Genomic DNA, 11,947 nt, shown 5'->3' on the forward strand with positions numbered 1-11,947 from the left:
GTTTCAGAATTTAGTAGGACACTGATGTTAGACGCCAAATATTTTCGCGAAGAACTACCACAAACCGCTGAGCGACTGGCCACGCGTGGCTTTCAATTAGACGTTGCGACCATCGAAAAACTGGAGCAACAGCGCAAGTCGGTGCAAGTGCAGACCGAACAACTGCAAGCTGAACGGAATAGCCGCTCCAAAGCTATCGGTAAGGCTAAAGCCGCGGGCGAAGATATCCAACCGTTATTAGCCGAAGTCAGTGATCTGGGTGATCAATTGGAAGCCGCAAAGCAACAACTTAAGGCGATTCAAGATCAGCTGAATCACATCGTTTTGGGTGTGCCAAACCTGCCTGCAGACGAAGTGCCGCAGGGGCAATCAGAGGATGATAACCAAGAGATCTCACGTTGGGGCGAACCCACAGCGTTCGATTTTGCAGTAAAAGACCATGTTGATATTGCTCAAGGCCTAGATAACGGCATGGACTTTGAACGTGCTGCTAAGTTAACCGGCGCACGCTTTGTGGTTATGAGTGGTGGTATTGCGCGTTTAAACCGTGCATTGGCACAATACATGTTGGACTTGCACACCGAGCAACATGGCTACCAAGAAACCTACGTGCCGTATTTGGTAAACCACGATTCACTTTATGGTACTGGCCAACTACCGAAATTTGGCGAAGACCTATTCCATATTCAGGGCGCCATGGAAGAAAGCATTCCGTTGTCATTAATTCCCACCGCAGAAGTGCCGTTGACTAACTTAATGCGTGATGAGATTGCCGATGAGGCCAGCTTACCGCTGAAGTTTACCGCGCATACACCGTGCTTCCGCAGTGAGGCCGGTTCGCACGGGCGCGATACGCGGGGCCTTATTCGCCAGCACCAATTTGATAAAGTGGAATTGGTTTGGTTGGTGCAACCTGAGCACTCAATGGACGCACTAGAGCAGTTAACAAGCCATGCTGAAGCCGTTTTGCGAGGGCTGAAACTGCCATACCGCAAGATGTTGCTATGTACTGGAGATATGGGCTTTGGTGCGGCAAAAACCTATGATTTAGAAGTCTGGTTACCGGCGCAGAATACCTATCGCGAAATTAGCTCCTGCAGTAACATGCAAGATTTCCAAGCGCGGCGCATGCAAGCCCGCTTCCGCCGCAAGGGCGCGAAGAAGCCGGAATTGCTCCACACACTGAACGGTTCAGGGTTAGCCGTAGGGCGCACACTGGTGGCGATTTTAGAGAATTACCAACAGGCCGATGGCAGTGTGCGTATTCCCGAGGTGTTACAGCCATACATGGGCGGTAAGACCGTATTGACGGCTTAAATACACTTGGCCGGTTTAGGCAGCCCGGCAATCCGGGTTGCCTGTTTTGCGGGTCCTTTCGGGAACAGCTTATACAAATACATGCTGTTGCCTTTGTCTTCACCTAACGATTCTTTCACCGCCTTTACCAATACTCGCATTGCTGGGCTGGTATCGTATTCACGATAGAAATCTTGCACAAACATCACCACTTCCCAATGCGCGGGTGTCATTTCAATGCCCTCAAGCTCGGCAAAATGGTAGGCCAGCTCTTCGCTCCAATCATCGAGATTAGCTAAGTATTGGTGTTTATCGGTGGGGTACTGCTTACCGTTAAATTCAATCATATTGTTACCAGGTGATCACTTGTTTGGCAGCTAAGGTTAACGCCACCCATTGTTCATCGTTAATCACTGTCAGCGATGTCGTGGGGGTTATCCCCAGCGCTGCTATTTCATTTGCCAGGGCAAAGCAGGCGACACCTTTTAACGGCGATAAATTGCTGTCATTCGCTTGCAGTAATGCCTTGCCACTCAGTAACACAGCGGCGTCTTGGCTGACTTGTGCGCGATGTTCAGCTAGCCACTGACTGAGGTTTAATGAGAGTACTTGGTGCAACGCGGAATAGTTCATAGGAATTGTAATACCTTTGAATACTTAGCTAGCTGCGCGCGCCATTGTTCGGCTGAACAGCGCTCAACATCACATAACAACGGCGTTTGCTGGCTATCAATGGCGCTTTCAATAACTACAGGTGCGGCAATCTCGAAAAGCGCTAGCATTTTCAGCTTCTTCTGCCGGCTACGTTGGCCCAACACATGCGTGTCACCGTGCTCAATAAGCATTGCCATAGAGGACTCTGCAACAAACCACTGAACCGGAATATCCAAACTGGCCGCAGCAAAAAGCGCGTCTAACGCTTCCCGCGCAGCGGCCGAGTAGGGCGCGCAGTAGGTGACAATAGCTAACGATTTCTCCATCTGTGGCTCCATTAAAACTGCACCACGCGGTCAGCTGTTTGGGTCGAGGCCATGAACTCCGTGAGTCCGGACGCTTGGAAACCCGCACGCCAATTTTCACCCTCGATAATGCCACGCCGTGTGGCAACTGTGTGGCAGACAATTAACGGCACCGCGTGTTGTTGAGCGAATACCAGCCAAGTTGTGGCGACGTCGGTTTCATCACTGGGGAGCTCGCGTAAGGCATTGGCGTGGTCTACCGCTGCCGAATAAAAGAATACCGCATTAATACTATGCCCAGCAGCCACTGCAGCTTGCGCGAAACGGCAAGCCAATGCCGAACGGTAGCTATTATCTGCACTGTCTTGAAGCACTAAAGAGAATGTCGCCACGGTTTTTCCTTACGCTAAAAAAAACGCCCCAAGCAGGGGCGTTTCGAGAATCGTTATCTGTGCTGCGATTAATCGTCGCCGCTGAACGCCATTAACAATGATAGCAAGTTCAGGAACAGATTATAAAGCGCCACGTACAAGGTGATGGTCGCAATGATGTAGTTGCGTTCACCACCGTTGATGATGTCGCTGGTCTGCCACATGATCAACATCGCCATTAATGGGATAGAGATAGCCGACAATGCCAAGCTTAGCGCTGACATTTGGAAGAACAGGTTCGCCAAGCTTACCACGAACACCATGATGATACCAGCCGTGACTAAACCGCCCAGTTTCGACATGTCTTTTTTGGTGGTCAGTACATAAGCGGAAGTCGCGAAGAAGGTTAACGCGGTGCCGCCCAATGCCGTGACAACAATATCAGAGCCGCCTACACCAATCGCCATGTTAATGATGGGACCTAGGGTATAACCTAAAAATCCGGTTAAGGCGAAGGTAAATACCAAGCCCATAGCACTGTCTTTGGTTTTATAAACGCCGAACAGTAAGCCGAAATAGGCAACAAGGGTTAGCAGAATGCCCGGATAGGGCCAGTTCATGATGGTTGACAGTGCTGCAACGGCAGAACTGAATAGTAGCGTCATCGCCAATAACGTGTAGGTATTGCGTAATACCTTATTGGTCGAAATCGCCGACTGACTGGCCGAGCCAGTATAGACTTGCGTGCGGTTGTCCATGGTTTTGCTCCAAGTTACCCTAAAATATTATCTAACTGTAATGTTAGACGTTAAGTTTTGAAAAAGTTTCCGCCATACTAGCGTATAAATGGCGGTACTGAATAGCCTTTTCAAGGCTTAACGCCTGGGAAATGCAGAAAACTGTTGAATCCTTGATCAAACTGAACAAATTACCAGCAACCGAACCCTTTGATTGAAATTTTTACTTTACAACGGCGTCAAGGCTCTTTAATATTCGCCTCGTTCTCAACAACGAGACGTCGCGGAGAGGTGGCAGAGCTCGGTTGAATGCACCTGACTTGAAATCAGGCGTGGGTTCACACCCACCGGGGGTTCGAATCCCTCCCTCTCCGCCAAGTATTCTAGAAAAACCCGCCTTCTGGCGGGTTTTTTGCTTTTCAGTCACAGTAAAATTTGCATGATATACTGGCCTCCAAAAAAAGGAGTGACACAGTGACATCATTGGCAGATATTCTCGCGCAAATACGCCCCAATCAAACACAGCAACTTATCCAGTTCCCAGAAGGCTGGGGTCAAGGACGCGCCTTATTTGGTGGCTTAACCGCTGCGGCAATTGCCCGTTTTATTCAACAACAAGGGCTCGCAGATGTACCGATGCGCTCAATCACCGTCTCTTTTGTGGCCCCAGTAGCCGCAGGTGAGGCGGAATTGGGCTTTCGACTATTGCGCCAAGGCAAAGCGGTGACGCAAGTCGCCGCAGAAATTTCCCAGCAAGGGCAAGTCGTGTTATCGGCGCTGGCGAGCTTAGGAGCAGGGCGGCCTTCAAGTATTGCGGTTGAACAAGAGCCGTGCGCTGAGTTAGGAGATAAAGCACAGGGTATGGCGCTGCCAGAAATGGATGTGGTGCCAGAGTTCGCCAAACACTTCGATTACCGTATTACCCGCGGTGGCATTCCATATACCGGCCAAAATGAGCGCGATTTTGGTGGCTGGATACGCTTAAAAGACGCTGATAAGCCTGTGACAGTGCCAACCATTTTGGCGTTAGTCGACGCTTGGCCGCCAGCACTTCTGCCCCACCTCAAGCAACCGGCGCCGGCTTCGTCGCTGACGTGGACGATTGAATTTCTTGACCGTGATCTGAGCCACTTTAGTGGCGCCGACTGGTGGCAATACCAAGCCATTATTGAACACGCTGAAAACGGCTACGGCCATTGCCGTGCAACGCTCTGGGACGCGCAGGGACAGTTAGTTGCACTGAGCCGCCAAACCGTTACGGTGTTCGGATGAAAACGACCGCGGAGAGTATCCGCCAGCACCTAATTGATACCCAACCCGGCATTGAACGGTTTTTATTAACCCACCCGTTAGTGCCGGTATTGGAGCCGTCAGGCATTCATCCTATCGAAGCGGTACCGCGTATTGTGATCCGGCAGATGCTATCGCTCAAGGCCTCTGACACCATTATTGGACGGGTGGAGGCAAAAGCAGCCGAACAAGGGCTTCGCCGTATTGCCGACGTGGATGAAATGAGCTTGATTGAATGTGGTTGTTCGCGAGCCAAAGCCAAAACCATCAGCCGTTTTGCTGAAGCTTACCAGCGTGATCCGCAAGCGATTGATAACTGGCAGAACCTTGCGGTGGATGAGCTACTGCGAGAAATCACCTCGCACAAAGGTTTAGGGATGTGGACGGCTTCAATTGTCGCCATGTTCCACTTTGCCAACGAGGATTTGTTCCCTTTACAGGATAGCAGTTTACGCAAGGCTGTAGGGCTAATGATTGAACACGGTGTGGAATTAACGCCCGAGCGTGCCAGCCCTTATCGCACTTATTTAGCCAGCTATTTGTGGCAATTACTGGATCAAGCACGGATCTGACATTCGAAAGTCCTCGTTTAGTGGTATTTTTACACTAGCGCTTGCTTCTTGCTTACAAATCGAAAACGTTTAGTCGTTACTCGGGGCTACGGAATGGCCCCGGTTATTACAAAAGGAAACGACTATGAGTTCGATTATTCTTGCGGTACCCAATGCAATTATCAGAACCGGCATGCAAACGTTGCTTGAGCAAAACTTTAACGACGACTGCGTAACCGTGACCTCGGTGAATCAACTGCGCCAAGCCTGCCACAACCATGACGATGCCATTGTTATACTGTTTAGTCGGCTTGGTGGTGATGCAACGGTAGAACTTTGGCGCCGGTTGCAACGTCGCCATTGCGAGCTGCAGCTAATTGTATTGGGTGAGACTTACCAAGATGTACTGGACTTTCAGTGTGGGCTGCCGCAGGTTGATGCGTACTTATTGAACGACGGTCGCCCTGAAGAATTAATTTCCGCTGTGCGGGCGCTGAAAACTGGGTGTGTTTTTGTCGCCTCAGGCGTGGCAGAATATCTGGCAAAGAATCCGCGCACCCCGAATAAACAAGGCTTGGTTGATCGCTTAAGCGATCGCGAGCTGCAAGTTGCACAAATGCTCAGCCGTGGTGTGCGAGTGGTCGATATTGCTAAACATCTGAGTATAAGTAGTAAAACCATAAACACGTTCCGCTACCGCATTTTTGCCAAACTGGGCATTAACAGCGATGTACAATTGTCGCATATGGCAATTCAAGCGGGGCTTGTTGATTTAATACAGTTCGAGAGGCCATGACACAAGCATTTGATGCCAAGCATTTTGTCCGTCACCTGACTCACAAACCGGGCGTTTACCGGATGTACGATGAGGCAGGTGACGTGATTTATGTAGGGAAAGCGAAAGACTTAAAAAAACGGGTCTCGAGTTACTTCCGCAAAAACGTCGACAGAGACAAAACACGGGTTTTGGTGAACCAGATCTGCAATATGGATGTGACGGTGACCAATACCGAGGCCGAAGCCTTAATTCTTGAAAACGCCTTCATTAAGAAGTACCGACCGCGCTATAACGTGCTGTTGCGGGATGATAAAAGCTACCCCTACATCATTATGACCGATCACCAGCATCCACGGTTAGGATTCCACCGTGGCGCTCGGCGAGTTAAAGGTGAGTATTTTGGACCGTTTCCTAACGGTGCGGCGGTGCGCGAAAGCCTGCGTTTGATGCAAAAGCTGTTTCCCATTCGTCAATGCGAAGACTCTTATTACCGCGCGCGTAGTCGGCCTTGCCTGCAATACCAACTAAAACGTTGCCTAGCCCCATGTGTAAATGTCTGTACCGATGCTGAATATGATGAGCAGGTTGGGTTAGCGAAAGACTTTTTAAAAGGCAAAAACCAAGAGGTGATTGACCGCTTGGTCACACGCATGGAAACGGCCAGTGAACAATTGGATTTTGAAAAGGCGGCACGCTATCGCGACCAAATTGTCGCGCTACGCCGCGTGCAGGAACGCAATTCCGTCAGTGGTAACCAGCAGGAACTCGATGTTATCGGTATTGCTCGGGGCAATGGTTTGTTTACCGTACAAATGTTGTTTATTCGCGAGAACCATATTCAAGGCAGTCGCAGCTATTTCCCGAAAGTGCCTGCCGATACCAGCGATGATGAAGTGTTGCGCTCGTTCCTGTTGCAGTTTTATTTATCGGACACCGCTGGGCGCAAAGTACCCAAAGAGATCATCTTGCCCGCCGATGTGGAAATTGATTTACCGCTAGCACAAGCGATGACGGAAGCACTGGGACAAACCGTAAAGCTGAACAACCGTGTGCGCGGCGAACGCAAGCAATACCAACAACTCGCTCAAAAGAACGCCGATAACGCGCTCAGTAGCCGTTTAAACCAGCAGGGGACAATGAACCGCCGTACCTCGGCATTGCAGCAGGTATTAGATTTCGGCACGCCGATACAGCGGATGGAATGTTTTGATATTAGCCATACCATGGGGCAGCAAACGGTAGCCTCATGCGTGGTGTTTGATCAAAACGGTCCGCGGAAAGCCGATTACCGGCGTTACAACATCACCGGTATTACTCCGGGCGATGACTATGCGGCAATGGCAAAAGCCTTGGCTAAACGCTACGACAAAGCTCGCGAGCTGGGTAACATACCGGATATTCTGTTTATTGATGGTGGCAAAGGTCAGTTGGCACAAGCAGAAAATTATTTCGCCGATTGGGGGCGGGATGCTCCCATGCTTATTGGGGTAGCGAAAGGGGAGTCGCGTAAACCTGGGCTGGAAACGTTGATTCTGGCGGGTAGCCATGAAACCTTACCATTAGACAAAGATGCTGCGGCGTTGCACCTGATTCAACACATTCGCGATGAATCGCACCGCTTTGCCATTACTGGCCACCGCATGAAGCGAGCGAAAGCCAAACGCACCTCGACGTTGGAGCAAATTGAAGGAGTCGGGGCTAAGCGGCGGCAGAAAATTCTGCAAAATCTAGGTGGATTACAAGAGGTAAAAAACGCTAGTATTGACCAACTCGCGAATATTCCAGGTATTAGTCGCGCAATGGCAGAGAAAGTCTATTACGCGTTTCATGACGAATAACCTGGATTGGAATGGAAATCACCCTGTATGAAGTGGAATATTCCTAACGTATTAACCACCTTCCGGATGGCCTTAATCCCGGTATTTTTGGTGGTGTTTTACTTACCTTTTGAAGGCTCGCATTTTTGGTCGGCGTTTATTTTTTGGTTAGCGGCCATTACCGATGCATTAGATGGCTATATTGCTCGTCGGTTTAACCAATTTACCAAGTTTGGCGCGTTCCTCGACCCAGTGGCAGATAAAGCCATGGTGGTGGTGGCGTTTGTGATTGTGGTGGAAGACTACAATAGCGCTTGGGTAAGCATTCCGGCACTGACCATGATTTGCCGAGAAATTATCGTTAGCGCGCTACGCGAGTGGATGGCGCGGATTGGTAAAGAAACGCAAGTGAAAGTCTCAAACCTCGGTAAATTGAAAACCGTCGCGCAAATGCTGGCGCTGATTGGGTTACTTTGGCAAGCCAATACCTTTATCGAGAGCTTATCGTTCGGCTTACTATACCTCGCTTTCGTGCTGACGATTTGGTCGATGTACGAATATATTAAAGCGGCGTGGGCAGATTTAAGCGAAAATTAACCGAAATGGTGCAAAAGTAGGCAAACGATTCACTATTTCGGAAAAAGTCGTTGACTGTAAGCGATATAAAAGTAGAATGCCTCCCACACAGATTGTGAAGCGGGAATAGCTCAGCTGGTAGAGCACAACCTTGCCAAGGTTGGGGTCGCGAGTTCGAATCTCGTTTCCCGCTCCAACACAATCTGCGGCGGGTTGGCAGAATGGCTATGCAGCGGATTGCAAATCCGTGGATCTCGGTTCGACTCCGGGACCCGCCTCCATTATTCGACGCAACGTCTCAGTGCCCGGGTGGTGGAATTGGTAGACACAAGGGATTTAAAATCCCTCGCTGGTAACAGCGTGCCGGTTCAAGTCCGGCCCCGGGCACCAATTCCTTTTAAATTATTTATGCTAGTTGGTAGCTATTTCAGAGCATTATCATGCTGATTTTTTGGTAATCCTTGCTGCTTTCGGTTAGGGTTGAGTTTGACATTATGTCTGCTGATACCAAAAGGACCGGGGTATGCTAAAAAGACGCCAACTAGAATTCTTCACCATAATATTCGCAACGCTAATGCTATTGCCGACTAACCTTTTAGCGCAAGAGTACTTAAAGACTTCACATCTCTACCCTCAGACAACGCAGGCTGATTGGATTGTAAGCTATTCTGAATCCTATCGCGAAAACTCTGCACCTTATGACTTATATGAAAAGATAACGGCATTTGGTGATGACGAGACAGCTATTGTGAATCGAATGGGGTCCCCAAAAGAGCGCTTCGAGTGGAAAGTCGAGAATAGGCACGAACCGGAATATATGAATACGGTTGTTACGTTAGTCTACGATGGACTGGTAATCGAATTGCTTGAATCAAAATATAAAACATTTGTTAAACGTGTTTACCTATCCAGTTGCGAGATAAATTCCGTTTTTCAAAATTATATGTGCAAGCCGATAGCAACGGTTATTAATCAGCTAGGGAAGCCTACGGTACGGCAAAATGACGAGCTCATTTACACTTTACAGCACGGTGACGTAGGAGCAAACCCGATGCGCCTGGGCATTGCAAACGGCGAAATCTCATGGATTTACCTCAGGAACTATATTGATTGAAAAGAGTGCTAGAAAAAATTGAGCTGAGATCTGCAAGGACGTGTTATCTTTTTAGATACAAAAGGAGAGGGTGAAGTCAATGGAACGAATTAAATACAGCTGCCTTTGGTTACTTCCGGTAGTTTTGTGTATCGCCATAGTTGTTGGAACCTCAGCGATCTCTGAGCCAATAAATCTGAATAAAAATTCAGAATATTTTTGGCTCGATCTCTTTACTAGTGTTGGTGGGCTATTAATTATAGTTGGTCTAGCTATGATTATATTCAAAATCTTGGTGGGTGATATGTTTACTCGCTACAGCTTCGATGACCAGGGTTTATACAAAAGCCGTTTTGGAAAAGTAGAGCGGATACTATTTAGTGAAACGTTCGGAGTAAGATTTTCAGACTCTAAACTAGTTAGGGATTGTGTTAAATCAGTAATTTTTGTTTTGAAAAACGGACAACGTAAATCTCTTCCTTTGGGATTTTCACCATCCGATGACCAGCTCAAAAAACTTAGTAATCTAGCTGGTAGACTAGAGTAATCGAGTGTTTCAAAACTGGTGACAGTTATTGTAACTCAAGTGAATTTTATTGAGGTAAAAAAATTAATTTCTATTTCGATATTAAACAAGCAAAATTAGGGGTCGAAAAGCGTTATGGTTCTGCAATGTTAGCTGATTTTTTTCTGTCAAAGATATCGTTTCCGAAGGTCTTCTATTTAACGTTGGTAGCTTTAAGTTTTTAGGTAGTAAAAAAGGTGAAAAGAATGGAACGACTTAACTATAGCTTTCGGTGGTTACCTTTGGTATCACTTCCTGTTATCTATGTCGTGTACAGAATGTTAACGTCTGAAGATCCACTAGAGTTAATCTATGGGCTTAATGGTGAAATTAACTTTATGCAAGCGTTTGGTGCGTTTGGAATTTTAATCGGAGGCATATTGCTTCCATTTCAAGTACTGAGTGATCTTCGAACTACTGTTCGGTTTGATGAAAAAGCCATTTACTTTACTAAAGGCGATAAAGTTCGTGAAATGCGATTCAGCGATATTAAAGGCATTAAATATCCTGATTCTAATTTTTTAAGAACTTATTTTACATCAGTGGCGATCCATCTTAATAGCGGAAAAAGGAAATTTATCCCTGTCGGATTTGCGTTAACTGAAGACCAGCTTCAGCGGTTTACTGAGCTTGCAGGTAGAACCCGCTAAGTTTCTAGTAGGCTACTGTAATCCTCATAACTTACCGATATTCTCATCGGCAAACGTAACGAGGGCGCAGAGTAACTTTAACCCGAAGAAAAACGGTTTTTTCCCTCGCTCCTAATGATTTTCCCATCCGTAGTCGACACCGGTCATTGCCGTACCCTGGTAAGTAGGGCACGACAATGAATTTTCAGAACCGCTTTTGGTAATGCTTACAGCTTAACTAGCAACTTACCCTTATTTTCACCACTAAAGAACAGGTTCAAGCCTTCGATCGCTGATTCTAAACCTTCCAGTGTGTGCGCGCGGTATCTGATTTTACCGTTCATCACATATGGAGTGAGCTTTTTCAGTAAGCTAGGCACCTGGTGAAAGTGATCAGGCATGGTAAAGCCTTGGATCTTAAGACGCTTCTTAATAATCGGGATCCAGCTTGGCCCTGGTGCCGGTTCGGCTTTATCGTAATCGGCAATCATGCCACAGACGACAATACGCCCATGCGCATTCATGTGTTGCATCACATGGTGTTGAATCGGTCCACCGGTATTTTCAAAATACAAATCAATACCATCAGGTGTTAGTTCGTTGAGCTTGGCATTGAGGTCATCTGTTTTGTAGTTAATGGCGCCGTCGAAGCCAAGCTCGCTAACTATCCAATCCGCTTTTTCGTCGCTACCGACTACGCCGATCACCTTCAAGCCATCGGCTTTAGCAAGTTGGCCAACGATAGACCCGACCGAGCCAGCTGCACCCGTCACGACAAGAGTTTCCCCCGGCTTTGGTTCGCCGACATTAAATAAACCTTGGGTCGCGGTTAAGCCCGGCAGGGCAAACACCGACAGTACCATTTCGTCGGGAACATCAGCCTGTACTTTATTGATACCCTGGCCATCGCTTAATGCATATTCCTGCCAGCCCATCATGCCCATAACCCGGTCACCTTTGGCAAAATCAGGGTGGTTGCTTTCTACCACTTCACCAACACCAGAGCTGCGCATCACGGTATTTAGCTCTACCGGCGGAATATAACTTTCAGTATCGGGGCTCATCCAGCCGAACATCGCAGGATCTAACGACATGTGTGTTTGTTTGATCAAAAACTGACCATCGTTAACTGTGGGTAGCGTTTTTTCTACAATCTCGAAAATATCGCTGCTAACGGGCCCTGGATTCGGGCGCTTTACCAGGTTAATCGCTTTATAGGTTGTCATATTAGTCCTTGTCACATCGCTATTGTCTGTGGGTAGCTTAACGCGCGTTCTCGCGCATG

15 protein-coding genes and 4 tRNA genes are annotated in these 11,947 nt (G+C 47.9%); 13 read left to right on the top strand and 6 right to left on the bottom strand.

Going from position 1 to position 11,947, the window contains the following annotated elements:
* The first annotated feature begins 24 nt into the window (after positions 1-24).
* Positions 25-1,317: a serine--tRNA ligase gene (gene serS, locus CWI84_RS00355; protein ID WP_126840598.1), complete on the top strand. Its 1,293-nt coding sequence runs from the start codon at positions 25-27 to the stop codon at positions 1,315-1,317.
* Here serS and CWI84_RS00360 read toward each other — a convergent pair.
* The 5 genes from CWI84_RS00360 to CWI84_RS00380 all read right to left on the bottom strand — a co-directional run bounded on the left by CWI84_RS00360 (position 1,314) and on the right by CWI84_RS00380 (position 3,384).
* Positions 1,314-1,643 (bottom strand): TusE/DsrC/DsvC family sulfur relay protein, encoded by a 330-nt coding sequence (locus tag CWI84_RS00360; RefSeq protein ID WP_126840599.1) that lies wholly within the window; start codon positions 1,641-1,643, stop codon positions 1,314-1,316. The genes serS and CWI84_RS00360 overlap by 4 nt on opposite strands.
* Positions 1,644-1,647: 4 nt before the next feature.
* Positions 1,648-1,929: a hypothetical protein gene (locus CWI84_RS00365; protein WP_126840600.1), complete on the bottom strand. Its 282-nt coding sequence runs from the start codon at positions 1,927-1,929 to the stop codon at positions 1,648-1,650.
* A complete protein-coding gene (locus CWI84_RS00370) occupies positions 1,926-2,276 on the bottom strand; it encodes a DsrE family protein (RefSeq protein WP_126840601.1) in 351 nt (116 codons plus the stop codon). The genes CWI84_RS00365 and CWI84_RS00370 overlap by 4 nt, the downstream gene beginning before the upstream one ends.
* Positions 2,277-2,287: 11 nt before the next feature.
* A complete protein-coding gene (tusD, locus tag CWI84_RS00375; RefSeq protein ID WP_126840602.1) occupies positions 2,288-2,647 on the bottom strand; it encodes a sulfurtransferase complex subunit TusD in 360 nt (119 codons plus the stop codon).
* A gap of 68 nt (positions 2,648-2,715) precedes the next feature.
* Entirely contained in the window at positions 2,716-3,384 is a 669-nt protein-coding gene (locus tag CWI84_RS00380; protein WP_126840603.1) for a Bax inhibitor-1/YccA family protein, read from the bottom strand.
* A gap of 264 nt (positions 3,385-3,648) precedes the next feature.
* Here CWI84_RS00380 and CWI84_RS00385 point away from each other — a divergent pair.
* From CWI84_RS00385 to CWI84_RS00440, 12 genes are all read left to right on the top strand, one after another.
* Positions 3,649-3,740: transfer RNA gene (locus CWI84_RS00385), tRNA-Ser, on the top strand.
* Between the two features lie 97 nt (positions 3,741-3,837).
* Positions 3,838-4,635: a thioesterase family protein gene (locus CWI84_RS00390; protein ID WP_241968687.1), complete on the top strand. Its 798-nt coding sequence runs from the start codon at positions 3,838-3,840 to the stop codon at positions 4,633-4,635.
* Complete coding sequence (locus CWI84_RS00395) at positions 4,632-5,225, top strand: DNA-3-methyladenine glycosylase family protein (RefSeq protein ID WP_126840604.1); 594 nt, start codon at positions 4,632-4,634, stop codon at positions 5,223-5,225. The genes CWI84_RS00390 and CWI84_RS00395 overlap by 4 nt, the downstream gene beginning before the upstream one ends.
* A 124-nt stretch (positions 5,226-5,349) precedes the next feature.
* Positions 5,350-6,000, top strand: a complete 651-nt coding sequence (locus CWI84_RS00400; protein ID WP_126840605.1) for a LuxR C-terminal-related transcriptional regulator — start codon at positions 5,350-5,352, stop codon at positions 5,998-6,000.
* Positions 5,997-7,820 carry an excinuclease ABC subunit UvrC gene (gene uvrC / locus CWI84_RS00405; RefSeq protein WP_126840606.1) on the top strand — a complete coding sequence of 608 codons (1,824 nt, stop codon included), beginning with the start codon at positions 5,997-5,999 and terminating at the stop codon, positions 7,818-7,820. Before CWI84_RS00400 ends, uvrC begins: the two co-directional genes overlap by 4 nt.
* A 27-nt stretch (positions 7,821-7,847) precedes the next feature.
* On the top strand, positions 7,848-8,396 hold the full coding sequence (pgsA, locus tag CWI84_RS00410) for a CDP-diacylglycerol--glycerol-3-phosphate 3-phosphatidyltransferase (RefSeq protein WP_126840607.1): 549 nt from the start codon (positions 7,848-7,850) through the stop codon (positions 8,394-8,396).
* A gap of 99 nt (positions 8,397-8,495) precedes the next feature.
* A tRNA-Gly gene (locus tag CWI84_RS00415) sits at positions 8,496-8,571 on the top strand.
* A gap of 11 nt (positions 8,572-8,582) precedes the next feature.
* Positions 8,583-8,656, top strand: a tRNA-Cys gene (locus CWI84_RS00420).
* Positions 8,657-8,678: 22 nt separating this feature from the next.
* Positions 8,679-8,765, top strand: a tRNA-Leu gene (locus tag CWI84_RS00425).
* 133 nt (positions 8,766-8,898) lie between these two features.
* Positions 8,899-9,489 carry a hypothetical protein gene (locus tag CWI84_RS00430; RefSeq protein ID WP_126840608.1) on the top strand — a complete coding sequence of 197 codons (591 nt, stop codon included), beginning with the start codon at positions 8,899-8,901 and terminating at the stop codon, positions 9,487-9,489.
* A 79-nt stretch (positions 9,490-9,568) separates the two neighbouring features.
* Positions 9,569-10,015, top strand: a complete 447-nt coding sequence (locus tag CWI84_RS00435; protein WP_126840609.1) for a hypothetical protein — start codon at positions 9,569-9,571, stop codon at positions 10,013-10,015.
* 296 nt (positions 10,016-10,311) lie between these two features.
* The gene (locus tag CWI84_RS00440) at positions 10,312-10,683 is read left to right on the top strand and encodes a hypothetical protein (RefSeq protein WP_126840610.1); all 372 of its coding nucleotides are present in this window, start codon (positions 10,312-10,314) and stop codon (positions 10,681-10,683) included.
* Positions 10,684-10,889: 206 nt separating this feature from the next.
* On the opposite strand, the gene CWI84_RS00445 is transcribed toward CWI84_RS00440, so the two are convergent.
* On the bottom strand, positions 10,890-11,888 hold the full coding sequence (locus tag CWI84_RS00445) for an NADP-dependent oxidoreductase (RefSeq protein ID WP_126840611.1): 999 nt from the start codon (positions 11,886-11,888) through the stop codon (positions 10,890-10,892).
* Positions 11,889-11,947 lie beyond the last annotated feature (59 nt).

The sequence above is a fragment of the Idiomarina tyrosinivorans genome, assembly GCF_003987475.1.
GTDB classification, from domain to species: Bacteria; Pseudomonadota; Gammaproteobacteria; order Enterobacterales; family Alteromonadaceae; genus Idiomarina; species Idiomarina tyrosinivorans.

Coding starts and splice junctions, on each gene's coding strand:
- serS (WP_126840598.1), top strand. CDS start 25: ATGTTAGACGCCAAATATTTTCGCGAAGAACTACCACAAACCGCTGAG.
- CWI84_RS00360 (WP_126840599.1), bottom strand. CDS start 1,643: ATGATTGAATTTAACGGTAAGCAGTACCCCACCGATAAACACCAATAC.
- CWI84_RS00365 (WP_126840600.1), bottom strand. CDS start 1,929: ATGAACTATTCCGCGTTGCACCAAGTACTCTCATTAAACCTCAGTCAG.
- CWI84_RS00370 (WP_126840601.1), bottom strand. CDS start 2,276: ATGGAGAAATCGTTAGCTATTGTCACCTACTGCGCGCCCTACTCGGCC.
- CWI84_RS00380 (WP_126840603.1), bottom strand. CDS start 3,384: ATGGACAACCGCACGCAAGTCTATACTGGCTCGGCCAGTCAGTCGGCG.
- CWI84_RS00395 (WP_126840604.1), top strand. CDS start 4,632: ATGAAAACGACCGCGGAGAGTATCCGCCAGCACCTAATTGATACCCAA.
- CWI84_RS00400 (WP_126840605.1), top strand. CDS start 5,350: ATGAGTTCGATTATTCTTGCGGTACCCAATGCAATTATCAGAACCGGC.
- uvrC (WP_126840606.1), top strand. CDS start 5,997: ATGACACAAGCATTTGATGCCAAGCATTTTGTCCGTCACCTGACTCAC.
- pgsA (WP_126840607.1), top strand. CDS start 7,848: ATGAAGTGGAATATTCCTAACGTATTAACCACCTTCCGGATGGCCTTA.
- CWI84_RS00430 (WP_126840608.1), top strand. CDS start 8,899: ATGCTAAAAAGACGCCAACTAGAATTCTTCACCATAATATTCGCAACG.
- CWI84_RS00435 (WP_126840609.1), top strand. CDS start 9,569: ATGGAACGAATTAAATACAGCTGCCTTTGGTTACTTCCGGTAGTTTTG.
- CWI84_RS00440 (WP_126840610.1), top strand. CDS start 10,312: ATGTTAACGTCTGAAGATCCACTAGAGTTAATCTATGGGCTTAATGGT.
- CWI84_RS00445 (WP_126840611.1), bottom strand. CDS start 11,888: ATGACAACCTATAAAGCGATTAACCTGGTAAAGCGCCCGAATCCAGGG.